Below are 22,895 nucleotides of genomic sequence, written 5' to 3' on the forward strand. Positions count from 1 at the left end.
GGCTCAGGCGGCCGCCATCTGGGGTTCGCCGAATTCGAAGGCCGAGATCACCACGTCCATGACGGTGTCGCGGAACACGGCGCGCGCAGGCTCGCCCTCCGCAGCGCCGGCGCAGACCATCAGCGGGATCAGGTGTTCCTCCTGCGGGTGCGCGAGGCGGCCGTTGGGCGCCTCGGCCCAGCGGGCCAGGCTGGCCGGATTCCCGGTCGCCTTCGCCAGCCAGGCGTCGAACTCGGCCGAGGCGGCGGTGTAGGCCGGCGAGAAGCCGCGCATGTTGTGCCAGCTCATCCCCGAGCCGAGGATCAGCACCCCCTCGTCGCGCAGGGGCGCCAGCGCCCGGCCGGCGGCCAGATGCTCCTCGGGATCCAGCCCTGCCTTCAGCGACAGCTGGACGACGGGGATATCGGCCTGCGGCGTCACGAGCTTGAGGGGCACGAACACGCCGTGATCCCAGCCGCGGGCCCGGTCTGCCGCCGAGGTGATGCCGGCTCCCGTCAGCAGCCCCCGCACCCGCTCGGCCAGCGCGGGCGAGCCGGGGGCGTCGAAGGTCAGCCGGTAGGTGTGCTCGGGAAAGCCGTAGTAGTCGAAGATCAGCCCGGGACGCTCGCCCGAGCCGACGGTGAAGACGGGCGCCTCCCAGTGCCCGGAGACGACCAGGATCGCCTTCGGTCGCTCGGGCAGGCCGGCGACCAGGCCGCGCAGGAAGGTCTCCGTGCGGGCCCAGGCGTCGGCGGGGCCGCGGGTCCACTCCATGAAGAAGCAGGGACCCGCGCCGTGCGGGATGAAGAGGGTGGGGAGGCGCATGGCGTGGCCCTAGGCGGCGGCCCGGGCGGCCGCCGGCTCGGCCAGGATCTTCTCGATCCAGGCGGCGAAGGCGGCGCCGAAGGTCTTGAGGAACTCGGCCGTGCCCTCGTTCACCAGCCGGCCGTTCTCGTCGAACAGCGAGAAGGCGTTGCCGATGTAGGCTTCGCTGCTGAGCAGCGGCACGTTCAGGAAGACCAGCGCCTGGCGCAGGTGGTGGTTGGCGCCGAAGCCGCCGATCGCGCCGGGGGAGACGCTGATCACGGCGCCGGGCTTGCCGTCCCAGGCGCTGGAGCCGTACGGGCGCGAGCCGACGTCGATGGCGTTCTTCAGGGCGCCCGGAACCGAGCGATTGTACTCGGGCGTGACGAACAGCACTGCGTCGTGGGCCCCGACCTCCTTGCGGAAGCGGGTCCAGGCGGCCGGCGGAGAGTCGGTCTCGATGTCCTGGTCGTAGTGCGGCAGGTCGCCGATCTCGATGAAGTCGAACGTCAGGCCCGGGGTCAGCTCGGCCAGCGCCTTGGCGACCTTGCGGCTGACGGAATCCTTGCGGAGCGAGCCGACGATCACGGCGACGGAGCGGGGTTGGGTCATGAATCTCTCCCGGTTGAATGGCGTCTCCGGAAGGTGGTGGTGGCCGGTCCTGTTGATAATCGCCCCGGTTTGGATGAGTGTTTTGCCAAAAGGGAAACAATCTCATGGACCGCCTGGACGAACTCGCCGCCTTCGTGGCCGTGGCCGACGCCCGCAGCTTCACCCAGGGCGCGCGCAAGCTGGGGGTCTCGAGCGCCCAGGTCTCCAAGCTCGTGGCCCGGCTGGAGAACCGGCTGGGCGCGCGGCTGCTGAACCGCACCACGCGGGACGTGTCGCTGACGGATACGGGCCAGGCCTATCTGGAGCGGGCCCGCGACCTGCTCGACGGCTTCGAGGCGCTGGAGACGTCGGTGAAGGACCAGAGCGGCCCCAGCGGGCGGCTGAAGGTCTCGGCGCCGGTCTCGTTCGGCCGCAACCAGCTGACTCCCGCGCTGCTGGACTTCGCCGCCGGCTGCAGCGCCGTCTCGCTGGACGTGGTGTTCAGCGACCGGATGGTGAACCTGGTGGAAGAGGGCTTCGACGTCGCCGTCCGGATCGGCCACCTGTCGGATTCCTCGCTGGTCGCGCGGCGGCTGGCGGCGGTGCGGCTGGTGACCTGCGCCTCGCCGGACTACCTGGCCCGCGCGGGGACGCCGACCACCCTGGCGGATCTCGCCAGGCACGAGGCGGTGCTCGACACCAACGCGCGGGATCCGACGGTCTGGCGTTTCGGCCCCCAGTCGGACACGCGGGACGTGCGGGTGCACGGACGCCTGTCGTTCAGCGGCGCGGAAGCCTGCGCCGCCGCGGGGGTGGCGGGGTTCGGCCTGATCCGCTCGCCGGCGTTCGCCGTCGCCGAGGACCTGCGCGCCGGCCGCCTCGTCCCGGTGCTGTGCAACTACGAGCCCGAGGTCATCCACGTGCACGCGGTCTATCCGCACGCGCGGCACCTGGCGGCCAAGGTGCGCGCGTTCGTGGACTTCCTGGCGGCGCGCTACGCGGGCGAACCGGAGTGGCACCAGGGCTGGGGCAGCGTGCACCCCACGCCCTGAACGGCCGGCTCAGGCGAAGGCGATCCAGCGGCCCGCTGCGGCGGTCATCACCCAGACCAGCAGGGCGGCGTAGGCCAGCCCCTTCGTCGCCGCCCCGGCCCCGCCGCTGCGGCCGGCGGTGACCACCTGGACGACCGCCGCGCCGAGGACCCAGGCGGCGAAGACCCAGGCGAAGGCCTTGTTGGCCGGGTCCAGCCGGGCGAAGTCGTCGGGCGGGATCACGAGGTGGGTCATCACCCACTGGACCGCGATCAGGGCGACGAGCCCCGTCAGGTAGAGGATCCGCGTCAGGCCGCGCGTGACGAACAGCACGACGAGCGCGGCGGCGGTGATCACGTGCCAGAGGCCGGGGTTGACCAGCTTGGAGACGCCGAACACCAGCAGGCCGAGGGCGAAGATCGCGAGCCCGGCCAGGGCCCAGAGGCGGCCGGCGCCGCCCAGCGCTCCGTCGCGGCGGGCCGCGGGCATCGCGACCCCGTAGGTGAGGACGATCGCCGCGGCCAGGCCCAGCATCTTCGCCGTGAAGGCCTCGGACGTGTAGAGCCGCTCGGCGTTGGAGGCGCCGATCAGCAGGCCCGTGACGATGACGCCCGCGACGCCCAGGTGCATCCAGGGGCGGACGTTGCGCTCGACCTCGGCCGGCGTCTCGTCGGTGAGCCCGTAGCCGATCAGCCGAAGGTTCAGGAGGATGCTGGCGCCGCCCAGCAGGGCGATGGAGAGGAGGTGCAGCACCTCCCACTGGGCGAAATAGGGCTTCACCCAGGCGCCGGGGAAGGTGTCGTCCAGCGTCGCCACCCAGGGGGCGATGGCCGGGAAGAAATCCTGCGGAGCCAGGCTCATTGCGGCATGTCCTCGAGGTCGATCGCGCCGCGGTCGGACGTGGCGCACTCCTGGGCGGCGTTGGCCCAGCGGGGCAGGGGCTTGCCGCACTCGTACCAGTCGTAGGCGATGAAGCGGCCGAAGGTGATGACGGCGACCCAGGCGAGGATCGAGACGGTCGCCGAGATCCGCGCCGGAGCCGGCGGCCTGGGCGCGGCGTCCCAGTCGTGCCGGTTCCGCTGCACGCGCCAGTGGAAGACGAGGATGTTGATCAGGGCGAGCGCCAGGAACACCAGCTTCAGGCGGAACCACAGATTGTGGTAGTAAACCAATGGCTTGGCGTAGAAGAGCGCCACGCCGGTCAGCACCATCAGCAGGAAGCCCGCCACCGTCAGCGGCAGCACTCGGTCGCTGATCACCGAGACCGGCGTCTTCTTGAACGCCACGCCCAGCAGCCGCAGGTCCACCAGGAAGATGGTGCCGGCGAACAGCATCAGCGCCAGGACGTGGGTGCCTTCCAGGAGGCCCCAGAAGTTGAGCGAGCCCGCGAGCGCCTCGCTCCAGGACAGGTCGTATTCGCCCGGGCCCTTGCCGAGCCGGGTCGCAAGCCAGACGAGGAAGTCCCGTAGCACCTTAGCCCCCCTAGAACATACCGGTCTTTCTAGAGGCCCGCGCGTCTCGTGTCGATTGCGGCGATGCTACGCCGGCGCAACATGGCCGACGGGCCGCCGGCTGGCGCCACGCTAAGCGCCGCCGCAGAGTCGCGGCAACCGCCGATTCAAAAGTGCGGAATGTTCAGGCCGCCGGGACGGCCGGCGCGATCTGGTCGCGCAGCATCTTGAGCGCGGTCTTCAGGGCCTGCAGGCGAACCTCGGCCCGGCCCACGTCGCCGAAGGCTTCTTTGCGGTGCGCGGTCGGGCTGCCGTGCCGCGCGCACGCGAAGTGCACGAGGCCGGCGGGCTGCCCTGGTCCGCCCTCGGCGAAGCCGGTGATCGAGACGGCGACGTCGGCCTTCGAGGCGGCGAGGGCGCCGTCGGCCATGGCCCTGGCCGCGCGCTCGGAGACCGCGCCGTCGTCCTCCAGCACCTTCAGCGGCACGCCCAGCATCTCGTGCTTGGCCTCGTGGGTGTAGACGACGAAGCCGCGCTCGAAGGCGTGGGAGAGGCCCGGCACGTCGGTCAGCAGCGAGGCCAGCAGCCCGCCGGTGCAGCTCTCGGCGGTGGCCAGCGTCAGCCGGCGATCGCACGCCTCGCGCAGGACGTCCTGGGCGAGGCGGTCGATCTCGGGAGGCAGGGCGGGTTCGAGCGCCTCGGCCATGTGCAGGTCGGCGTCCCGGTCAGTGCCTGGCGGCCGAACCGCCCATTTCGGCCATCAGCTCCTCCTTGCGGGCCTTGAGCTGTTCGCCGACGGCCTTCAGGTCCATGTCCGACTTGCGGCACTCGGGGAAGTACTCCTTCTCCTCCTCCTCGACGTGGTGCTCGATCATCTCCTTCAGCACCGTGACCTTGGCGTCGTACATCTCGTCGGAGGGCTTCATCTTCTTGAGCTGGGCCATCAGGTCCCTGGCCGAAGCGTGCTCGACGACGGCCTCATTGACCGTGTCCTGCTCGTCCACGTGCGGCCGCGACGCGGGATAGAAGATCTCCTCCTCGATCTGCATGTGGACGGCGAGCTCCATGTGGATCTGCTCGTAGATCGCCTGCTTCTTGGCGTCGTCCTCCTTGGCCTTCTCGTACTGGGCGAACAGCTTCTCGACGGCGCGGTGGTCCTGCATCAGCAGGCGGGTCGCCGGATCGCTCTTCGGCGCGGCGGTCTTCTTCGCCGTGCTCTTGCCAGCCGAGGCGGACTTCGACTTCGCGGCGGCGGATTTCGTCTTCTTGGCGGTGGACTGGCTCGCGGCGGCCATGACGGCTCTCCAGGCTGGGGGCAGGCGTTGTCGGTTGAACCCGCGCGAACGGCCCAGGTTCCTCGGAACGCGGCCTTGATTTTCCGTTCGCCGGCAGGTCGTTAGGGGCCATGAGCGGACCGGTGGTGACCATTGCGGGGGCGGGCGCCCTGGGTCTCGGCGCGGCCCTGGCCCTGGCGGACGCCGGATGCCGGGTGACCGTCTGCGATCCGGCGGCGCCGGCGGCCAACGCCTCGGGGGTGGCGGCGGGCATGATCGCCCCGGCCTTCGAGGCCGTGCTCGACCCGCAGGCGCGACCGCACTTCGAGCTCCTGCTGGCGGCGCGCGACCTGTGGCCGGCCCTGGCCGAGCGGGCCGGGGTGGAGCTGCGCCGCGACGGCGCCCTGGCCGCCGGGGACGAGGCCTGGCTCGAGGAGGTCGCGCGCGGCCTCGCGGCCCTGGGGTTCAGGGCGATGGAGCTGCCGGGCTCGGCGGCGCGGGCGATGGCGCCGGGCCTGTCGGAAGACCTGCCGCGCGCCCTGCTGACGCGCGAGGACTGGCGGATCGAGGCCGCCCAGGCCCTTGGCCGGTTGCGCGCCGCCGCCGAGGCCGCGGGCGTCGCCTTCCGCGCCGAAGCCGTCCGCGAACGCGGCGGCGCCGATGTGCTGATGGTGGCGACCGGGGCGGGCGAGGCGGATCTCGCGCCCGAGCTGTCCGTGCTCTCGCCGATCAAGGGGCACATCCTGCGCCTGGCGGCGCCCTGGGCGGCCGGCGCCGTGGTGCGTGGCCAGGGCGCCTATGCGGCGCCCGGCGCGGGGACGATGACCGTCGGGGCGACCATGGAGGCGGGCGTCGCCGACCCGGCGGTGGATCCGGCCAAGGGCGAGCCGCTTCGCGCCGTCGCGGCGCGGCTGTTCCCGGCGCTGGCCGAGGCGCCCTCCACGCTGGCGGCCGGAATCCGGGCGGCGACGCCCGACGGCCTGCCGATGGTGGGCTGGAGCGAGGCGCCCGGCGTGCTGCTGGCCGTGGGCGCGCGGCGCAACGGCTGGCTGCTCGCGCCGCTCGTGGCCCAGGTCGTCGCGGCCTGCGTGACGGGGCGCGATCCCGGCGCGTACGGTCCGCGCTTCGATCCGGCGCGCTTCAGGAAGCCGGGCCTTAGAGGGACGGCATGAACGGTTTCTGGCTCACGGACGAGCAGCAGGCGATCCGCGACGGGGTCCTGCGCCTGTGCGAACGCTTCGACGCCGAGTATTGGCGCCGCACAGACGAGACCGGCGAGTTCCCCGAGGCCTTCGTCGCGGCCATGGCCGAGGCAGGCTGGCTGGGCGCGGCCATGCCCGTCGAGCTGGGCGGCTCGGGCCTGGGCCTGACCGAGGCCGCCATCGCCATGCAGGCGGTGGCCGAGAGCGGAGCCGGCTTCTCCGGCGCCAGCGCGCTGCACCTGAACATCTTCGGCCCCATGCCGCTCGCGAAGTTCGGCACGGACGACCAGAAGCGCAAGCTGATCCCGCGCCTGATCGCGGGCCAGGACCGGATGTGCTTCGGCGTGACCGAACCCGACGCCGGGCTCGACACCACCCGCGTGGCGACCCGCGCAGTGCGGAGCAACGACGGCTACGTCATCTCGGGCCGGAAGATGTGGACGACCATGGCCCAGCGCGCGACCAAGATGCTGATCGTGGCGCGCACCACGCCGCGGGAAGAGGTGAAGAAGCCGCACGAGGGCCTCAGCCTGTTCTACGTCGACTTCGACCGCGAGCGGATCCACGCCCGGCCGATCCCGAAGATGGGCCGCAAGGCGATCGAGTCGAACGCCGTCTTCATCGACGACCTTCACGTGCCCGCGGAGGCCCTGGTGGGCGAGGAGGGGCAGGGCTTTCGCTACCTGCTGGAGGGGCTGAACCCGGAGCGGGTGCTGATCGCCGCCGAGGCTGTGGGGCTGGGCCGGGCGGCGCTGAGGAAGGCCGCGGCCTATGCGAAGGAACGGGTCGTGTTCGGCCGGCCGATCGGCCAGAACCAGGGGGTCGCCCATCCGCTGGCCAGGTCCTGGGCCGAGCTGGAGGCTGCCAACCTGATGGCCTTCAAGGCCGCCGCGCTCTACGACGCCGGCCGCGAGTGCGGGGCCGAGGCGAACGCGGCCAAGTACCTGGCGGGCGAAGCCGGCTTCAACGCCTGCGAGGCGGCGGTGCTGGCGCACGGCGGCATGGGCTACGCCAGGGAGTACGACGTCGAGCGCTACTTCCGCGAGGCGATGATCCCGCGCATCGCCCCCGTCAGCCGCGAGATGATCTTCAACTACATCGCCGAGCGCGTGCTGGGCCTGCCGAAGAGCTACTGAAGGCCTACCCCAGCCGGAAGCGGATCGGGATGCGCACCTCGCCGCCCTCGACCGGCCGGCCGTCCACGGTCTTGGGGACCATGCGGAAGTAGCGGGACAGCTTCACGGCGGCGGCGCCGAAGCCCTCGCCGGCTGGCGTCTCCGAGACGACGCGGCAGCCGGTCAGCGATCCCCTGGCGGTCACGCTGCAGCCGATGGTGGCCGAGCCCTCCACGTCGCGCCGCAGGGCGCGGTCGGGATAGTGGCGGGCCAGTTCCTCCGCGCCCGGCTGGGTCAGCCAGGTCGGATTGCGGATGACCGGGTCGGCGGGCGGAGGCGCCGGCGGCGGATCCACCTTCAGCTCGGCGACCGGGCCGATCGGCGGGGGGCGGATCTCGTCGGGCGGATCGACGGGCAGGGGGGCGATCGGGACGTCGACGGGGTTCGCCGGCTTGTGCGGCGTGATCGCCTTCGGCGGGTCCTCCTGCAGCTTGGGCGGGGGCTTCTTCGGCAGGATCTCGAGGCCGCCCTGGAGGACGGGCGGCTCGTAGAGCCTCACCTCGGGCGGGGCGAACTGGGCGATGGCGAGGTAGGCGGCGACGCCGGCGTGGGCCGCCAGAGAGGCGGCGACGACCACCGCCCTGGTCGGCGAGAGCCGCCGACCCTTCCAGGGCGCCGGGACGGGGACGGAGAGATGGATGGCCATGACGCGCCTCCTGGTCTACATGCGTAAGATATTACATGTGTGATCTTCCGGCTTACAGTTGTCAACCGGCGGCTGCGCGGAACATGGTTAGCGGCGCGTTAACCATGGCGGGCGCACTGCTGGACCCATGGCCGTCCAGGGGATTCGCGGGATCGTCGAGGCTGCGATCGATCGCGCCTCCAAGGCGACCGGCGTCGATTTCAGCTTCCTGATGAAGACCGCCCATCGGGAGAGCGGCTTCAACCCGACCGCGCGGGCGTCCACCTCGTCGGCGGCGGGACTGTTCCAGTTCGTGGAGCAGACGTGGCTGCAGACCCTGAAGACCCACGGCTCGAAGTACGGCTACGCCCGCTACGCCGAGCTGATCTCCCAGGGGGCGGACGGCCGCTACAGGGTGGAGGGCAAGGAGGCCCGCCGGGCGGTCATGGACCTGCGGCTCGACCCGCACGCGGCCTCGCTGATGGCGGGCGAGCTGGCCTCGGACCACGCCTCGTACCTGAAGGGCCGGACCGGCCGCACGCCGACGGCGGGCGAGCTCTACGCCGCCCATTTCCTCGGGCCGCAGGGTTCGGCCAAGCTGATCGAGGCTGTGCAGGCGCGGCCCGGCGCCTCGGCGGCGGCCCTGTTCCCCGACGCCGCCCGGGCCAACAAGTCGATCTTTTACCGCGAAGGCCGTCCTGCCACGGTTTCGGAGGTCTATGCGAACCTCACCCGCACCGCCGGCGACCACCAGGCGGTCGGCGGCGCCCGCAGCCCCGACGAGGACGGCGGCTTCATCCAGTACGCCTCGGCCCGCCGGCTCTCGCGGCAGCGTGACGAGGAGGCGCTGATCGCCCTGATCCTCAAGGGCTCGCAGCCCTCGGACCAGCTGGGCGTCGGCAGCCGGCTGACCGGCTCGCTGTTCACCTCCGAGATGCTGAAGATGCTGTCGGACAGCCGCGAGGGTTAGCGCCCGAGGCTAGCCGGCGCCGCGGGAGCGCCCATATCAGCGATACGCGGGGCCGGGCGGCTCCCTCCAGGGCCGCACGACAATGACCCCCTTCTACAACCTGCTCGGCAACAACCTCGTCGCGAACGTCGTGAACTTCACGGTGTGGTTCGCGCTGACGTTCTGGGTCTACCTCGAGACCCGCTCGGTGTTCGCCACCGGCATGATCGCGGGCATCTACCTGGTGCTCACGGCGGCCTCCGGCATCTGGTTCGGCAGCCTCGTCGACCATCACCGCAAGAAGCTGGTGATGCTGGGCTCCAGCGTCGTCTCGATGGTCCTCTACGGCCTGTCGCTGGCGCTGCACGAGGCGGCGCCCGAGGGCAGCCTGCGCGACGTCTCGGGCGCGAGCCTGTGGCTGTTCATCTGGCTGGTGATGCTGGGCGTGATCGCCGGCAACATCCGCAGCATCGCCCTGCCCACCCTGGTGACCGCGCTGATCCCGGAGGACCGGCGCGATCGGGCCAACGGCCTCGTCGGCATGGTCACCGGCGTGGGCTTCCTGACCACCTCCGTGATCAGCGGCTTCCTCGTGGCCTGGGGCGGGATGCGCTACACGCTCGTGCTGGCGCTCGTCTTCACGGCGGCGGTCTTCCTGCACCTGGTGTTCGTGCGGGTCGACGAGCCGGCGCCCGCGGCCGCCGCCGGCGAGGCGGCCGCGCCCCGCCGCATCGACCTGGCGGGCACGCTGCGCGTGATCGGGGCGGTGCCGGGCCTGTTCGCCCTGATCTTCTTCGCCACGTTCAACAACTTCTTGGGCGGCATCTTCATGGCGCTGATGGACGCCTACGGCCTGTCGCTGGTCTCGGTGCAGGCCTGGGGGCTTCTGTGGGGCGTGCTGTCGACGGCGTTCATCCTCGCCGGCGTGGTCATCGCCCGCACGGGCCTCGGCGCCAACCCGCTGCGCACCCTGCTGCTGGTCAACCTGATCATGTGGAGCGTGTGCTGCGTGTTCACCCTGCAGCCCTCGATCTGGCTCCTGGCGGCCGGCTGCTTCGTCTGGATGTTCCTGGGCCCCTACGCCGAGGCGGCCGAGCACACGACGCTGCAGAAGGTGGTGCCGTTCGAGCGGCAGGGGCGGGTGTTCGGCTTCGCCCAGTCGGTGGAGCAGGCGGCCTCGCCGCTGACCGCCTTCCTGATGGGGCCGCTGACCCAGTTCATCGTGATCCCGTTCATGACCACGGGCGCCGGGGCCGCGACGATCGGCGACTGGTTCGGCCGCGGCCCGGACCGGGGGATCGCCCTGGTGTTCACCCTGGCCGGCGTGGTGGGCGTGACCGCCACGGTCTTCGCCCTGAACTCCCGGTACTACCGCGAGCTCAGCGCCGCCTATCTGCGCGGCGCCGAGCTGGAGGCCCGGCCGGTCCCCAGCGAGGCGCGGTGACGGGCCCCTACGCCGCCGCGCCGGCCTGCAGCATGGCCTCGATCTGCGCCTCGCCGTAGCCCAGCTCGGCCAGGACCTCGCGGGTGTGCTGGCCCAGCGCCGGCGCGGGCGGGCGGCGTTCGGCGTCGGCCCCGGGGAAGCGGGCGGGCGCGGCCACCGAGCGGTAGGTACCGCCCTGGCCGTCCTCGATCTCCAGGAAGGCGCCCGCCGCCGCGGCCTGCGGATCGGCGGCGACCTCGGCCGGGGTCTGCACGGGCGCCCAGACGAGGTCGGCCGCATCCAGCCGCCGGGCGATCTCGTCGAAGGGCAGGGCGCCGAAGCCCTCGTCGAAGGCCTCGGTCAGGGCCTTGGCGTTCTCGCGGCGGGCCTTGCCGGTGGCGAAGCGTTCGTCGGCGATCAGGTCCGGGCGTCCGGCCGCCTCGCAGAACGCCTCCCAGCCGCCGCCGGGGCCGCGCGGGTTGTGCACGAACCACCGGCCGTCGGCGCTCTTGTAGAAGTTGGCCAGGGCGTTGATCGGGTTGTCCCGGGTCCGCGCCGACGCCAGCCGCCCGAACCTGAGCTGCACCGCCAGGTCCGAGCTCATCACGTAGATGCCGGTGGCCAGCAGCGAGGTCTGGACCAGCCGCCCCACCCCGGTGCGCTCGCGCTCGTAGAGGGCGGCCAGGATCGCCGAGACGGTCGCCAGCGAGGTCGTGTGGTCGCCCACCCCCGAGCGCAGCAGGAACGGGTCCATGCCCTTGGGCGCGGTCATGTTGGCGACGCCGGCCCGGGCCCAGAAGGCAGTGACGTCGAAGCCGGGCTTGTGCGCCTCGGGCCCTTCCAGGCCGTAGCCGGTGATGACCGCGTAGACGAGGCGCGGGTTGGCCGCCCGCAGGGTCTCGTCGTCCAGCCCGGCGCGGCGCAGGGAGGCCGGCCGCACGTTGGTGAGGAAGACGTCGGCCTGCTCGGCCAGCTTCGCCAGCGCCTCCCGCCCCTCCGGCTTCGAGATGTCGAGCACGACCCCGCGCTTGCCGCGGTTGTCGAGATCGAAGGTCGGGTTGGCCCCCAGGTCCGTCTTCAGGTCGGCGAAGATGTGGCGCATGGAATCGCCGCCGGGCCGCTCGACCTTGATCACGTCCGCCCCCCAGTCGCCCAGGATGCAGGCCGCTCCGGGCCCGGCGATATAGGCGGTGAAGTCGACGACCTTCAGGCCCTGCAGCAGCACGCGCGCCTCCCTCTGTTTGGAGGCATTTAAACGCGTGTTGGAGGCCTTGTCAGGCTACCGCGCGGTCATTGGCGGGCGAGGGGCGGGGCGAGAGCGCCTGGGCGATGGCTCTTGCGGCGGCCGGGACGGCCACGGGCTTGCGCAGCAGGGCGTCGGCGCCGGCGGCCTGGCAGGCGCGCGCCTCGTCTGGATCGCCGCCGATCGCCGCGACCACGGGCGTGCGGGCCGCGTCCCCCGCCAGGCTGCGCAGGGCCGCGATGGTCTCGTGGCCGCCCGAGCCGGCGCCGACGACGGCCAGGTCGAGGTCGCAGACCCGCGCCAGCTCGACGGCGCGGGCGCGGTCCGCCGCCTGGACCACCTGGTGGCCGAGCTGCTCCAGCGTCGCGCGCAGGGTGGCGCGGCCGAGCGCGTCGTCCTCGACCAGCAGCACGCGCAGCCGGCGCGTCTCGGGCTCGGCGGCCTGCGGAGCGTCCGCTGAGGCGGCGACGTCGGGATCGTAGGGTAGCTCCAGCGTGAAGCAGCTGCCGACGCCGACCGCGCTCTGCGCGCGGATCTCGCCGCCCATCAGGCGCGCCAGCTGGCAGGCGAGCGGCAGGCCGAGACCGGCGCCCGGGGCGCCGGCGCTGGTGCGCGCCACGCGCTGGAAAGGCTGCAGGGCGGTGGCGAGCTCCTCGTCGCTCAGGCCGGGCCCGGTGTCCGCGATCGCCACGGCGATGCGGCGCTCGCCGGCGCGCGACAGCCGGACCTCGACGCGGCCGCGGAGGGTGAATTTCACGGCGTTGGCGATCAGGGCCGAGAGGGCCTGGCGCGCGCGCAGCGGATCGGCGATCGCGGCGCCGGAATCGCCGGCGAGCTCGGCGTCCACGTGCAGGGCGATCTCCAGGCCCTTCGCCGCCGCGGCGGCGCGATGCGCCAGGAGGAGGTCGCGGGCGACCGCGACGAGGTCGACGGGGCGGGGCGCCACGTGGATCTCGCCGGCCTCGGCCGTCTCGGCGTCGACGGTGGTGTCGAGCACGCCCAGGAGGTCGTTCACGGCGTCGAGGGCGGCGGCGACCTGCTGGCGCGAGGGAGCCGCCCGCCCGCCCTGGCCCGCCGCCGAGGCCAGCAGGTGGGCGACGCCGGTCAGACCGTTGCGGATTTCGTCGGACAGCGTGGAGACGAGGTCCGACTTCGAGCGGGCCAGCCGCCGCGCGGCCTCGGCCTGTTCGGCGCGTTCGGCGATCAGCTGCTCGCGCTCGCCGGCGAGGGCGAACTGTCCGCGCAGGATCCGGTTCACCAAGAGCGCCAGGGCCAGCGCCAGGGCGGTGGCGGCCAGGCCCAGCTTGGCCAGCGGCTGGTCGGCGGCGCGGCTGAAGAGGGCGACTAGGGGGCCCGCCACGGCGGCCGGGGCCACGATCAGCAGGCTGGGCAGCCAGGGGGCGGCGAAGAAGACGCAGATCAGGGCCGCCCCCAGCGACAGCAGCAACAGGGTCTCGCGCGCCGGGCCCGCGCCGTCGGCGAACGCCGCGAGCTGGGCGATCGTCGCCGCCCAGAGCAGGCCGCCCAGCACATGCACCCGCCCGCGCGTCTTCAGGTCGCGGGCCGCGGGGGTCTTCAACCAGTTAACGATGGCGTAGAAGCCGCCCCAGCCGATGGCGAACAGGGCGAAGCTGGCGCTCATCCAGGCGCCGTTCACCGCATGGCTGCCCGCCCAGACGAACACCGGCAGGCTGACCGCGAACGCGGCGAGGGCGTAGGGCAGCAGGGCCGCCTGGGCCTTCAGGGCCTGTTCGTTGACGGTGACGCCGCCGGCGTCTGCGGGCTGGGAGATGTCGGCCACGGCGGGCCTCCTTCGCGAAGCTGGTCCGCGAGGGTAGGGGCCCCGGGTTGGCGGGCGGTTACGCGAGATCCTTAATCCACAGATTCGGCCGGCAAGGTCTCATTAAGCTTAACCGCCGATAAATCGACTCGTGGGACTCCGGTCCCGCAAGCGGGGGGATCTGGCGCGGCATGGCGACGACGCGTTCGGCGTTGACGGAGGGCGATATCCGAACGCTGCTCAAGGGCTCGACGCCCGACGAGCGCGCGGCCGCCGCCCGCAAGCTGTGCGCCGCCATCGACCGTGCGCCGCTCTCCGAAGCGGATCGCGACCTCGCCGCCGAGATCCTGCGCGTGATGGCCGCCGACGCCGCCGAGACGGTGCGCCGGGCGCTGGTGGAGACCCTCAAGGCCTCGCGCGTCGTGCCGCGCGACGTGGCGGTGAAGCTGGCCCGGGACGTCGAGAGCGTCTCGCTGCCGATGCTGGCCTTCTCGCCCGCGTTCACCGACGAGGACCTGGCCGAGATCGTCCGCCTGGGCGGGCCGGTGCGCCAGCTCGCCATCGCCAAGCGGCCGGTCCTGCCGCGCAGGGTGACGGACGCCCTGGCCGAGCACGGATCCGAGCGGGCCGTGTCCGCGGCCTGCGCCAACGACAACGCCGACTTCGCCGAGGCGGCGCTGCAGAAGATCATCGACCGGTTCGCCGAGTCCGAGCGGGTGCTGACGGCGGTGGCCTACCGCAGCGCGCTGCCGCTCAGCGTCACCGAACGGCTGGTGCGGATGGTGGGCGACCAGCTGCGCGACCACCTGATGAGCCGCCACGCCGTCTCGCCCGAGGCCGCACTGGAGATCGCCGTCGGCGCGGCCGAGCGGGCGACGATCGACCTCGTGGACCAGGCCGGCCGCGCGGCCGACATGAAGGCCTTCGTCGCCCACCTGCAGGCCGAGCGGCGGCTCACCGCCTCGCTGCTGCTGCGGGCCCTGGCTCACGGGCACATGACGTTCTTCGAGTGGGGCGTGGCCGAGCTGGCCGGCGTGCCGCACCACCGCACATGGCTGATGATCCACGACGCCGGGCCGCTGGGCCTGCGGGCGATCTACGAGCGGGCGGGCCTGCCGGCGCGCCTGTTCCCGGCCTTCCGCGCCGCGGTGGACGCCTTCCACGCCATGGAGTTCGACGGCGGCCCGCGCGACCGGGAACGGTTCCAGGAGCGGATGCTGCAGCGCTTCCTGACCCAGCCGCAGGCCGCCGCCCGCGAAGACGTGGACTACCTGCTGGAGCGGATGAGCCGCGCCGCCGGGCAGGTGCGTGACGTGGCGGAAACCGCCTGAGCCGCTTGCCGGGCGCCGCGGCCGGGCCCAAGCTTGGCGCATGAGCCAAGCCGAAACCGCCGCCGAGATCCGCCCGGCCGCCACCATCCTCCTGCTGCGCGACGAGCCCTCGTTCGAGGTCCTGATGGTCAAGCGGCACCATCAGATCGACTTCGCCTCGGGCGCCCTGGTCTTCCCGGGCGGCAAGACCCATGCGGGCGACCACGACCCGGCCTGGGCCGAACACGTGCGGGGCTGGGACGAGATCGAGCCCGAGCAGCGTCCGCTGCGCATCGCCGCGATCCGCGAGGCGTTCGAGGAGGCGGGCATCCTGGTGGGCGAGCGCCGCGACGGCGCCCCGCTGACCGAGGTCTGCGACCTGGAGGTGCGCGAGGCGGTGGACGCCGGCCGGCTGCCGTTCCTGGACGTGGTGCGCGACCTCGGGGCGCGGCTGAGCCTCGATGCGCTGACCGTCTTCGCCCGCTGGATCACCCCGCCGATCGTGCCGAAGCGGTTCGACACCTGGTTCTACGCGGCGCGGGCGCCCGAGGGCCAGCTCGCCGCCTGCGACGGACGGGAGACGGTGGACGCCGAATGGATCCCGCCCGGGGAGGCCCTGCGCCTGGCGCACGTGGGCGAGCGGACGGTGATCTTCCCGACGCGGATGAACCTGCAGCTCCTGGGCGAGGCGCGCAGCGCGGCCGACGCCGTGGCCAGAGCGGGCGGACGCGAACTCGTCACGGTGCTGCCGCGGGTGGAGAGCCGGCCGGAAGGGCGCGTGCTGGTGCTGCCGCCGAACGCCGGCTACGGCGAGGTGGCCGAGCCGCTCGAGCGGGTGATGTAGCCGGAGCCTAGGCGCCGAGTTGGGCCACGCGGGACTCCAGCTCCTTCACCAGGGCCTGGCCCACAGGGTGGTCCTCGCCCTTGATGCCGTCGCGGACGGCGGCCTTGATCGCGTCGATATGGGCGTCGATCAGCGGCATCGGCGCATCCACGCGCTTGGCCTTGTCGTCGATCAGCCGGCAGAGCAGGCCGGCGATGCGGGTGACCAGCGGGAACCCATAGGTCGCGCCGAGCCCCTTCAGGTCGTGGGCGCGCAGGTACAGGCGCTCCATGGTGTCGGGATCGACGCCATTGGCCCGGACGTCCTGGCGGGCGGCCTCCAGCTTGCCCACCTCGTCGTTCAGCCATTGCGAGAAGTTGCCGGACAGGCTCTGCAGCGCGGCCTCGGCCTTGGCGATGGCCGAGGCGTCGATCGCGCCGAGGCGGCCGCCGCCGACCTTCAGGCGCAGCGCGTTGGACGGCTGGATCAGGTGACCGGACTTCTGATCGCTCACGGGAGGCTCTCCTGGCGGACGCGCCTGCAACCTAAGGGTCAACCCGTTAATAACACCTGAGCCGCGGCAGACCGCCTGTTCAAACCGAGAACTGCTCGGCGAGGACCCGCTCTTCCAGGCTGCGGCCGGCGTCGAAGAGCATGGTGATGGACACGTCCCGATCCTCTCCGACGCGGACCTCGACGACGTGCCGCACCTCGAAATTGTCGGCCACGGCGCTCACGGGGCGCTTGTCGGCCTCAAGAACCTCGAACGTCACTTCCGCCGTGTGGGCGAGCAGGGCGCCGCGCCAGCGCCGGGGCCGGAAGGCGCTGATCGGCGTCAGCGCCAGGATCTTGGCGTCCAGCGGGATGATCGGTCCATGCGCGGAAAGGTTGTAGGCGGTGGAACCCGCGGGCGTGGCCACCAGCACCCCGTCGCACTGCAGCTCGCCCAGCCGCACCTTGCCGTCCACCGAGATGCGGAGCTTGGCCGTCTGGCGGGTCTGACGCAGCAGCGAGACCTCGTTGAAGGCGAGCGCACGATGGGTCTCGCCGTGGACGTCCACGGCGGTCATCCGCAGCGGATGGATGACCGCCTGCTCGGCGGCGTTGATCCGCTCGAGCAGGGCGTCCTCGCTGTACTCGTTCATCAGGAAGCCGACCGACCCGCGGTTCATGCCGTAGATCGGCTTGCCGGACCCCATGTGCCTGTGGACGGTCTCCAGCATGAAGCCGTCGCCCCCGAGGGCGACGATCACCTGGGCCTTCTCCTCCCCGGCGTCGCCGTAGCGCTGGGCGAGGCGCGCACGGGCCTCCTGGGCTTCCGGGCGGTCGCTGGCGGCGAAGGTCAGGCGCGTGACGAAGGGCTCGGGCTTGAACATCGGCCGGCAACACGCCGCAACCCGGCGCGTCTGTCCAGAGCCGGTTCGGGGAAAGGCGACGCGCGATCGCGTCTAGAGCGACTTGGCCGCCTGCCGGAACGCGGCGCCGGCCACGCTGGGCGTGACGGGCGCGAACGCGCCGGCCGCGCGGCGGGCGGCCTCCTGCCCGCCGCCGGGGCGGCCCTCGTTGAGGTCGCGCACGAGCTGCAGGATGGTGGGGAAGACGCTGCGGTCGATGCCGACGGCGGCGCAGGCCAGGCCCAGCAGCTCGGGCCGGTCGGAATCGATCGCGCGCCGGACGTGGTCGGCGTCGAAGCGGCCCAGCATGGCGAGCGCCGTCGTGAACAGCGTCAGCCGGCCCTCACGCAGGGCACGGACCAGGTAGCCGGGGCGGAGCTGTCCGGCGGCGTGCAGCTTGTCGATCAGCCGCCGCTCCATCTCCTCGCGCTCGCCGTCGCGGGCCAGCACGACCATGGCCTGCCCGTCGCGAGGCGTTCCCGCGTGCACCTCGGTGACGGCGGCGGCGATCGCCTTGTCGAGGGCGGGAGCGTCGAGGCGGAAGCGGTCGGTGAGCGACTTGCGCAGGGCCTGGCCGACCCAGACGTACAGCCGCTCGGCCAGGTCGCTGGTCAGGCGCGGGTGCCGCGAGAGCGGTGTACGCAGCGCCGCGATCTGGCGCGACATCTCGACCAGCTCGGCCATGTCCCGCGGCGACAGCTCGGCGGTCTCGTTGCCGGCGAGCGCGGTCAGCACCGCGGGCTCGGCCTGGTGGAGGATGGCCGAGACGACGTTCTGCGACAGCTTCGGCCGCCGGGCGATCTCGATCTGATGCTCGATGGTGGCTTCCACGAGGAGGCGGACGAGGTCCACGTCGCGGAGCAGGGGGCTTTGGGCGATCACCGGCCGGGCGATCTCGATGTCGTCCAGGGCCAGCACGTTGATGAGCGCGGGCGGCGCCCAGTCGGCGCCGGCGAGCTGCTCGGCCAGGCGCTTGCGGATGTCGCGTTCGGCCTCGACCACCAGGCTCATGAAGATGGAGCTGAGGAGGGCCTGGATCTGCGGGGCCTTCATCGCCTCGCCCGCGTGCGGCGTGTCGCATAGGTCCGCGATCGCCAGCAGCAGGCGTTCACGGTCCGCGGGCGCGCGGCTCTTGGCGAGATCGAGCAGGCTTTCGCTGCTCACGGCGAGGCTCAAGCCGGGTCCCCCATTTGCCCAAACCGAACGCGGCTGTAAGCCATCCTGTAGGGCGCGGATGAAAACATGCTTAAGGAGCCTGCCCGCGCGCAGAACGGGCTCCGGGAGGACGAAGACCCCATGGCCGCACCGCTGATCCTCGCCCTGGACCAAGGCACGACCAGCACGCGTGCGATCCTGTTCGAAGCGGATGGGGCGCCCCTGGCCGAGGCCGGGCGGCCGCTGCGGCAGCACTATCCCCGCGACGGCTGGGTCGAGCACGACGCCGAGGAGATCTTCGAGGCCTCGGTGGCCGTGCTGCGCGAGGCGGTCGAGCGGGCGGGACGCGACCTCGGCGAGGTCCGCGCCATCGGCATCACCAACCAGCGGGAGACGGCGGTCATCTGGGACCGCCGGACGGGCAAGCCGATCCACCGGGCGATCGTCTGGCAGGACCGCCGCACCGAGCCGCTCTGCCAGTCGCTGCGGGAGGCCGGCCGCGAGCCGCGGGTGACCGAGGTCACCGGCCTGCTGCTCGACCCCTACTTCTCGGGCACGAAGTTCGCCTGGCTGCTCGACAACGTGGCCGGGGCGCGGAGCGCGGCCGAGGCGGGGCATCTGCTCGCCGGCACCATCGACGCCTGGCTGGTCTGGAAGCTGACCGGCGGCAGGCTGCACGCCACCGACGCCACCAACGCCTCGCGCACCCTGCTCTACGATATCGGCCGGGGCGAATGGTCGGCCGAGATGGGCGAGATGCTGGGCGTGCCGATCGGCATGATGCCGGACGTCCTCGACTGCAACGGCGACTTCGGCGAGACCGAGCCGGGGCTGCTGGGCCGCCCGATCCCGATCCGCGGCGTGGCGGGCGACCAGCAGGCGGCGCTGATGGGCCAGGGCTGCATCCATCCCGGGGAGATGAAGGCCACGTACGGCACCGGCTGCTTCATGCTGGTGAACACCGGCGAGACGCGCGCGCCGTCCCGCTCGCGTCTGCTGACCACCGTGGCGGCCCGGGTGGACGGACGCACGACCTACGCCCTGGAGGGCGCGATCTTCATCGCCGGCGCGGCGATCCAGTGGCTGGGCGAGGGGCTGGGCGTGCAGGGCGGGCCGCAGGCCGCGGAGGCGCTGGCGGCCGGCGCGCGGCCGGATCACGGCGTGGTGCTGGTGCCGGCGTTCACGGGCCTGGGCGCGCCCTGGTGGGACGCCGGCGCCCGCGGGGCGATCTTCGGCCTGACCCGCGACGCCGGCCTCGCCGAGATCGCCCAGGCCGCTTTCGACGCGAGCGCGCTGCAGACCCGGGACCTGATCGAGGCGATGCGGGCCGACGCGCCGCGCGCCTTCGCCGGCGAGGTCGAGATGCGGATCGACGGGGGCATGTCGAAGAGCGCCTGGTTCAGCCAGCGGCTCGCCGACCTGACCGGCATCCAGGTCTGCCGCGCCACCTACCAGGAGACTACGGCTCTCGGGGCCGCGCTGTTCGCGGGCGTCGGCGCGGGCGTCTACCGCGACGTCGCCGAGGCGGCCGCCTCCCGCCCGCGGACCGAAGGCTACCGGCCGCAGCTGGCGGACGAGCCGCGCGAGCTGGCCTACGCCCGCTGGCTGGACGCCGTCGCGCGGGTGCGCTCGAGCTAGACGATCCGGACTTCCGGCGGGCCGTCCGCAATCCGGCCGACCACGCGCGCCGAGTCGAAGCCGCGCTCGCGGGCCAGCGAGAGCACCCGGTCGGCGGCCGCCGGGTCCACGGCGATAAGCAGGCCGCCGCTGGTCTGCGGGTCGGTCAGGAGGTCGCGGCGCCAGTCGGGAAGGCCCGGCGGCTCGCGGACCGCTTCGCCGTAGCTGGCCCAGTTGCGCCCCGACGCCCCGGTCCGCACGCCCGAAGTCACGAGCGCCTCGACGCCGTCCAGCAGGGCCGGCGCTCCGGCCTCGATCTCGGCGGAAAGCCCGGCGCCGCGGCACATCTCCAGGGCATGGCCCAGCAGGCCGAAGCCGGTCACATCGGTGACGGCGTGGACGCCCGCCACGTCCGGCAGCTCGGCGCCCAGGCTGTTGAGCCGGGTCGTGGAGGCGATCAGGGCCGCATAGCCGGCGGGATCCAGGCGCTCCTGCTTGAAGGCGGCGCTGAGCACGCCCACGCCCAGGGCCTTGGTCAGGATCAGGACGTCGCCGGCCCGCGCGCCGCGGTTGGTCAGCACCCTGTCGGGGTGGACGAGCCCCAGCGCCACCAGGCCGTAGATCGGCTCGACGCTGTCGATGGAATGGCCGCCGGCGACCGGCACGCCGGCTTCGGCGCAGACCGAGGCGCCCCCCGCGAGGATCGCGCCGATCACGTCGGGCTCCAGGCTGGCGATCGGCATGCCGACGATCGCCAGCGCCAGGATCGGCCGCCCGCCCATGGCGTAGACGTCGGACAGGGCGTTTGTCGCCGCGATCCGTCCGAAGTCGAAGGGATCGTCCACGACGGGCATGAAGAAGTCGGTGGTGGCCACCAGGGCCTGGGTCTCATTCAGGCGCCAGACGGCGGCGTCGTCCGAGGTCTCGGTTCCCACCATGAGGTCGGGGAAGGCGGCGGCGGCCGGCATCTTCGACATGATCTCGCGCAGGACCGCCGGCGCCAGCTTGCAGCCGCAGCCGCCGCCGTGGGCGAGGGAGGTGAGACGCACAGGTCCGGACATGGGCTCTCCGTCGTTCGAGAAGCGCGCTATAGCACCGGCATGGGCCCGAAGGTCACCGACGAGATTTCGCGCGAGGCGCTGGCGCGCTTCGACATGGTGATCGACGTGCGCAGTCCCTCCGAGTTCACCGAGGACCATGTGCCCGGGGCCGTGAACCTGCCGGTGCTCACCGACGCCGAGCGGGCGGAGGTCGGGACGATCTACGTCCAGGAGTCGCGTTTCAAGGCGCGCCGGATCGGGGCGGCCTATGTCGCCCGCAACGTCGCCCGGCACCTGGAGACGGCGCTGGCCGACAAGCCCGGCGGCTTCGCGCCGCTGGTCTACTGCTGGCGGGGCGGCATGCGCTCGAACGCCATGGCCCTGATCCTGGCCCAGGTGGGCTGGCGCACCAGCGTGCTCGCCGGCGGCTACCGGACCTACCGCCGCCATGTCGTCGAGCGGCTTTACGACGGAAGGCTCGGCCTCGACTTCGTGCTGCTGGACGGCCAGACCGGCTCGGCCAAGACCGAGATCCTCGGGCTGCTGGCCGCCCGCGACGTGCAGACGCTGGACCTGGAGGGCCTGGCCGAACATCGCGGCTCCCTGTTCGGCGCCCTGAAGGGGCGGCCGCAGCCCAGCCAGAAGCTGTTCGAGAGCCGGCTGCTGGCCGCGCTCGACGCGCTGGATCCCGCGCGCCCGGTCGTCGCCGAGGCCGAATCCAGCAAGATCGGCGAGCGCATCCTGCCGCCCGCGCTCTGGGCGCGGCTGGCGGCCGCGCCGCGGATCGAGCTTGCGGCCGAGCCGGCGGCCCGCGCCCGGTATCTGGTGGGCGCGTACAGCGACCTGATCGCCGACCGCGCCGCCCTCGACGAGGGGTTCCTGCGGCTGCCGGTCCATCCCAGCCGCGAGCGCCTGGAGAACTGGCGGGCGCTGGCGGACGCCGGGCGGTTCGCCGACTTGGCCGAGGCGGTCATGGCGCTGCACTACGACCCCGCCTACGAGCGCGCCCGCAAGAAGCACGGCCGGCCCCTCGTCGGGCGCATCGCCCTCGATCCCTGCCGTCCGGAAGAGCGGGAGACCGCGGCGGACGTCGTGGCCGATCTGGTGGCCCGGCTTGACGCTGCGCCGCGGCGGCGCGAGGCTTAACGGCGATAATCAAGGACAAGGGAGACGGCCCATGGCGGACGGATCGGTCGCGGGCGTGACCTCGCTGAAGGGCAAGGTGAGCGCCGAGGAATGGCAGGCGCGGGTGGACCTGGCGGCGCTGTACCGGCTGGTGGCGCTGCACGGGTGGGACGACCTCGTCTACACCCACATCTCGGCCCGCATCCCGGGGCCCGAGCACCACTTCCTGATCAATCCCTACGGCCTGCTGTTCGAGGAGATCACCGCCTCCTCGCTGGTGAAGATCGACCTGGACGGCAACATCCTCCAGGAGACGCCGCACTTCATCAATCCGGCGGGCTTCACGATCCACTCGGCGGTGCACCAGGCCCGCGAGGACGCCCGCTTCGTGATGCACCTGCACACCGACCAGGGCGTCGCCGTGGCGGCCCAGAAGGAGGGCCTGCTGCCGCTGTCGCAGCATGCGCTGATCGTGCTGCCAAGGCTCGCCTACCACGACTACGAGGGCATCGCCCTGAACCTGGACGAGCGCGAGCGGCTGGTGGCCGACATCGGCGACAAGCACCTGATGCTGCTGCGCAACCACGGCACCCTGTCGGTGGGCGAGACGGCGGGCGACTGCTGGGTGGGGATGTTCTTCCTCGAGCGGGCCTGCAAGCAGCAGGTGATGGCGCTGTCCGCCGGCCGCGAGAACGTGCTGATGGCCCCCGAAGCCGCACGCGCCGAGGTGCAGATGCAGACCTCGCGCGGCATCGGCGGGGGCCTGGCCTGGCCCGGCTGCCTGCGCCGCCTCGATCGCGAACTGCCCGGCTACGACGCCTGATCCGACTGCCGCGCGAGATCCGACGGGCGTCCCGGCCGGGACGCCCGTTCGCCTTTTCGCGTTACGTTTCAAGCGAGAAAC

Annotated in this window: 23 protein-coding genes; 10 read left to right on the plus strand and 13 right to left on the minus strand. The window is 72.5% G+C overall.

The window, feature by feature from the left end; all coding sequences use genetic code 11:
* Positions 1 to 3: 3 nt before the first annotated feature.
* Both PHZ_RS06435 and PHZ_RS06440 read right to left on the minus strand, forming a co-directional pair.
* Positions 4 to 804, minus strand: a complete 801-nt coding sequence (locus tag PHZ_RS06435; protein WP_012521724.1) for a DODA-type extradiol aromatic ring-opening family dioxygenase — start codon at positions 802 to 804, stop codon at positions 4 to 6.
* A 9-nt stretch (positions 805 to 813) separates the two neighbouring features.
* On the minus strand, positions 814 to 1,395 hold the full coding sequence (locus PHZ_RS06440) for an NADPH-dependent FMN reductase (RefSeq protein ID WP_012521725.1): 582 nt from the start codon (positions 1,393 to 1,395) through the stop codon (positions 814 to 816).
* A 104-nt stretch (positions 1,396 to 1,499) separates the two neighbouring features.
* On the opposite strand from PHZ_RS06440, the gene PHZ_RS06445 reads away from it, so the two are divergent.
* Complete coding sequence (locus tag PHZ_RS06445; RefSeq protein WP_012521726.1) at positions 1,500 to 2,426, plus strand: LysR family transcriptional regulator; 927 nt, start codon at positions 1,500 to 1,502, stop codon at positions 2,424 to 2,426.
* 9 nt (positions 2,427 to 2,435) lie between these two features.
* Here PHZ_RS06445 and PHZ_RS06450 read toward each other — a convergent pair whose 3' ends face one another.
* From PHZ_RS06450 to PHZ_RS06465, 4 genes are all read right to left on the minus strand, one after another.
* Positions 2,436 to 3,266: a DUF6644 family protein gene (locus tag PHZ_RS06450; RefSeq protein WP_041373290.1), complete on the minus strand. Its 831-nt coding sequence runs from the start codon at positions 3,264 to 3,266 to the stop codon at positions 2,436 to 2,438.
* Positions 3,263 to 3,877 (minus strand): DUF6644 family protein, encoded by a 615-nt coding sequence (locus PHZ_RS21555; protein WP_012521727.1) that lies wholly within the window; start codon positions 3,875 to 3,877, stop codon positions 3,263 to 3,265. Before PHZ_RS21555 ends, PHZ_RS06450 begins: the two co-directional genes overlap by 4 nt.
* A 163-nt stretch (positions 3,878 to 4,040) precedes the next feature.
* Positions 4,041 to 4,562: a CinA family protein gene (locus PHZ_RS06460; protein WP_012521728.1), complete on the minus strand. Its 522-nt coding sequence runs from the start codon at positions 4,560 to 4,562 to the stop codon at positions 4,041 to 4,043.
* 19 nt (positions 4,563 to 4,581) lie between these two features.
* Positions 4,582 to 5,151, minus strand: coding sequence for a hemerythrin domain-containing protein (locus PHZ_RS06465; RefSeq protein ID WP_012521729.1), 570 nt, complete (start codon positions 5,149 to 5,151; stop codon positions 4,582 to 4,584).
* Between the two features lie 110 nt (positions 5,152 to 5,261).
* On the opposite strand from PHZ_RS06465, the gene PHZ_RS06470 reads away from it, so the two are divergent.
* Positions 5,262 to 6,302, plus strand: coding sequence for an NAD(P)/FAD-dependent oxidoreductase (locus tag PHZ_RS06470; protein WP_012521730.1), 1,041 nt, complete (start codon positions 5,262 to 5,264; stop codon positions 6,300 to 6,302).
* Positions 6,299 to 7,468 carry an acyl-CoA dehydrogenase family protein gene (locus tag PHZ_RS06475; protein ID WP_012521731.1) on the plus strand — a complete coding sequence of 390 codons (1,170 nt, stop codon included), beginning with the start codon at positions 6,299 to 6,301 and terminating at the stop codon, positions 7,466 to 7,468. Before PHZ_RS06470 ends, PHZ_RS06475 begins: the two co-directional genes overlap by 4 nt.
* A 4-nt stretch (positions 7,469 to 7,472) precedes the next feature.
* Here the strand turns inward: PHZ_RS06475 and PHZ_RS06480 are convergent, their stop codons facing one another.
* Positions 7,473 to 8,153: an energy transducer TonB gene (locus PHZ_RS06480; RefSeq protein WP_012521732.1), complete on the minus strand. Its 681-nt coding sequence runs from the start codon at positions 8,151 to 8,153 to the stop codon at positions 7,473 to 7,475.
* 127 nt (positions 8,154 to 8,280) lie between these two features.
* Here PHZ_RS06480 and PHZ_RS06485 point away from each other — a divergent pair, with 127 nt between their 5' ends.
* Positions 8,281 to 9,102 carry a transglycosylase SLT domain-containing protein gene (locus tag PHZ_RS06485; protein WP_012521733.1) on the plus strand — a complete coding sequence of 274 codons (822 nt, stop codon included), beginning with the start codon at positions 8,281 to 8,283 and terminating at the stop codon, positions 9,100 to 9,102.
* Positions 9,103 to 9,184: 82 nt separating this feature from the next.
* On the plus strand, positions 9,185 to 10,525 hold the full coding sequence (locus PHZ_RS06490; protein WP_012521734.1) for an MFS transporter: 1,341 nt from the start codon (positions 9,185 to 9,187) through the stop codon (positions 10,523 to 10,525).
* Positions 10,526 to 10,532: 7 nt separating this feature from the next.
* Here PHZ_RS06490 and PHZ_RS06495 read toward each other — a convergent pair whose 3' ends face one another.
* Together PHZ_RS06495 and PHZ_RS06500 are read right to left on the minus strand one after the other, a co-directional pair.
* Positions 10,533 to 11,729, minus strand: a complete 1,197-nt coding sequence (locus tag PHZ_RS06495) for a CaiB/BaiF CoA transferase family protein (RefSeq protein WP_012521735.1) — start codon at positions 11,727 to 11,729, stop codon at positions 10,533 to 10,535.
* A 49-nt stretch (positions 11,730 to 11,778) separates the two neighbouring features.
* Positions 11,779 to 13,548, minus strand: a complete 1,770-nt coding sequence (locus PHZ_RS06500; RefSeq protein ID WP_012521736.1) for a hybrid sensor histidine kinase/response regulator — start codon at positions 13,546 to 13,548, stop codon at positions 11,779 to 11,781.
* Between the two features lie 170 nt (positions 13,549 to 13,718).
* On the opposite strand from PHZ_RS06500, the gene PHZ_RS06505 reads away from it, so the two are divergent.
* Both PHZ_RS06505 and PHZ_RS06510 read left to right on the plus strand, forming a co-directional pair.
* Complete coding sequence (locus tag PHZ_RS06505; RefSeq protein WP_012521737.1) at positions 13,719 to 14,858, plus strand: DUF2336 domain-containing protein; 1,140 nt, start codon at positions 13,719 to 13,721, stop codon at positions 14,856 to 14,858.
* A 40-nt stretch (positions 14,859 to 14,898) separates the two neighbouring features.
* Positions 14,899 to 15,681 carry an NUDIX hydrolase gene (locus PHZ_RS06510; RefSeq protein ID WP_012521738.1) on the plus strand — a complete coding sequence of 261 codons (783 nt, stop codon included), beginning with the start codon at positions 14,899 to 14,901 and terminating at the stop codon, positions 15,679 to 15,681.
* A gap of 7 nt (positions 15,682 to 15,688) precedes the next feature.
* Here PHZ_RS06510 and PHZ_RS06515 read toward each other — a convergent pair whose 3' ends face one another.
* From PHZ_RS06515 to PHZ_RS06525, 3 genes are all read right to left on the minus strand, one after another.
* On the minus strand, positions 15,689 to 16,174 hold the full coding sequence (locus PHZ_RS06515) for an Hpt domain-containing protein (RefSeq protein WP_041373291.1): 486 nt from the start codon (positions 16,172 to 16,174) through the stop codon (positions 15,689 to 15,691).
* Between the two features lie 79 nt (positions 16,175 to 16,253).
* Positions 16,254 to 17,036, minus strand: a complete 783-nt coding sequence (locus tag PHZ_RS06520) for an NAD kinase (protein WP_012521740.1) — start codon at positions 17,034 to 17,036, stop codon at positions 16,254 to 16,256.
* A 72-nt stretch (positions 17,037 to 17,108) separates the two neighbouring features.
* Positions 17,109 to 18,230 (minus strand): DUF2336 domain-containing protein, encoded by a 1,122-nt coding sequence (locus PHZ_RS06525; protein WP_012521741.1) that lies wholly within the window; start codon positions 18,228 to 18,230, stop codon positions 17,109 to 17,111.
* A 120-nt stretch (positions 18,231 to 18,350) separates the two neighbouring features.
* On the opposite strand from PHZ_RS06525, the gene glpK reads away from it, so the two are divergent.
* Entirely contained in the window at positions 18,351 to 19,847 is a 1,497-nt protein-coding gene (gene glpK, locus PHZ_RS06530; RefSeq protein ID WP_012521742.1) for a glycerol kinase GlpK, read from the plus strand.
* Here the strand turns inward: glpK and selD are convergent.
* Positions 19,844 to 20,887, minus strand: a complete 1,044-nt coding sequence (gene selD / locus PHZ_RS06535; RefSeq protein ID WP_012521743.1) for a selenide, water dikinase SelD — start codon at positions 20,885 to 20,887, stop codon at positions 19,844 to 19,846. The genes glpK and selD overlap by 4 nt on opposite strands.
* Before the next feature lie 39 nt (positions 20,888 to 20,926).
* Between selD and mnmH the strand changes: the two genes are divergently transcribed.
* Positions 20,927 to 22,012, plus strand: coding sequence for a tRNA 2-selenouridine(34) synthase MnmH (mnmH, locus tag PHZ_RS06540; protein ID WP_012521744.1), 1,086 nt, complete (start codon positions 20,927 to 20,929; stop codon positions 22,010 to 22,012).
* A 31-nt stretch (positions 22,013 to 22,043) separates the two neighbouring features.
* The gene (locus PHZ_RS06545; protein ID WP_041373292.1) at positions 22,044 to 22,814 is read left to right on the plus strand and encodes a class II aldolase/adducin family protein; all 771 of its coding nucleotides are present in this window, start codon (positions 22,044 to 22,046) and stop codon (positions 22,812 to 22,814) included.
* Positions 22,815 to 22,895: the final 81 nt, after the last annotated feature.

Source organism: Phenylobacterium zucineum HLK1 (genome assembly GCF_000017265.1).
Classification (GTDB): Bacteria; Pseudomonadota; Alphaproteobacteria; order Caulobacterales; family Caulobacteraceae; genus Phenylobacterium; species Phenylobacterium zucineum.

Bases quoted from the DNA above. Each gene is read 5' to 3' on its own strand.
- PHZ_RS06435 (WP_012521724.1), bottom strand. From the start codon at position 804: ATGCGCCTCCCCACCCTCTTCATCCCGCACGGCGCGGGTCCCTGCTTC.
- PHZ_RS06440 (WP_012521725.1), bottom strand. From the start codon at position 1,395: ATGACCCAACCCCGCTCCGTCGCCGTGATCGTCGGCTCGCTCCGCAAG.
- PHZ_RS06445 (WP_012521726.1), top strand. From the start codon at position 1,500: ATGGACCGCCTGGACGAACTCGCCGCCTTCGTGGCCGTGGCCGACGCC.
- PHZ_RS06450 (WP_041373290.1), bottom strand. From the start codon at position 3,266: ATGAGCCTGGCTCCGCAGGATTTCTTCCCGGCCATCGCCCCCTGGGTG.
- PHZ_RS06460 (WP_012521728.1), bottom strand. From the start codon at position 4,562: ATGGCCGAGGCGCTCGAACCCGCCCTGCCTCCCGAGATCGACCGCCTC.
- PHZ_RS06465 (WP_012521729.1), bottom strand. From the start codon at position 5,151: ATGGCCGCCGCGAGCCAGTCCACCGCCAAGAAGACGAAATCCGCCGCC.
- PHZ_RS06470 (WP_012521730.1), top strand. From the start codon at position 5,262: ATGAGCGGACCGGTGGTGACCATTGCGGGGGCGGGCGCCCTGGGTCTC.
- PHZ_RS06475 (WP_012521731.1), top strand. From the start codon at position 6,299: ATGAACGGTTTCTGGCTCACGGACGAGCAGCAGGCGATCCGCGACGGG.
- PHZ_RS06480 (WP_012521732.1), bottom strand. From the start codon at position 8,153: ATGGCCATCCATCTCTCCGTCCCCGTCCCGGCGCCCTGGAAGGGTCGG.
- PHZ_RS06485 (WP_012521733.1), top strand. From the start codon at position 8,281: ATGGCCGTCCAGGGGATTCGCGGGATCGTCGAGGCTGCGATCGATCGC.
- PHZ_RS06490 (WP_012521734.1), top strand. From the start codon at position 9,185: ATGACCCCCTTCTACAACCTGCTCGGCAACAACCTCGTCGCGAACGTC.
- PHZ_RS06505 (WP_012521737.1), top strand. From the start codon at position 13,719: ATGGCGACGACGCGTTCGGCGTTGACGGAGGGCGATATCCGAACGCTG.
- PHZ_RS06510 (WP_012521738.1), top strand. From the start codon at position 14,899: ATGAGCCAAGCCGAAACCGCCGCCGAGATCCGCCCGGCCGCCACCATC.
- PHZ_RS06520 (WP_012521740.1), bottom strand. From the start codon at position 17,036: ATGTTCAAGCCCGAGCCCTTCGTCACGCGCCTGACCTTCGCCGCCAGC.
- glpK (WP_012521742.1), top strand. From the start codon at position 18,351: ATGGCCGCACCGCTGATCCTCGCCCTGGACCAAGGCACGACCAGCACG.
- selD (WP_012521743.1), bottom strand. From the start codon at position 20,887: ATGTCCGGACCTGTGCGTCTCACCTCCCTCGCCCACGGCGGCGGCTGC.
- mnmH (WP_012521744.1), top strand. From the start codon at position 20,927: ATGGGCCCGAAGGTCACCGACGAGATTTCGCGCGAGGCGCTGGCGCGC.
- PHZ_RS06545 (WP_041373292.1), top strand. From the start codon at position 22,044: ATGGCGGACGGATCGGTCGCGGGCGTGACCTCGCTGAAGGGCAAGGTG.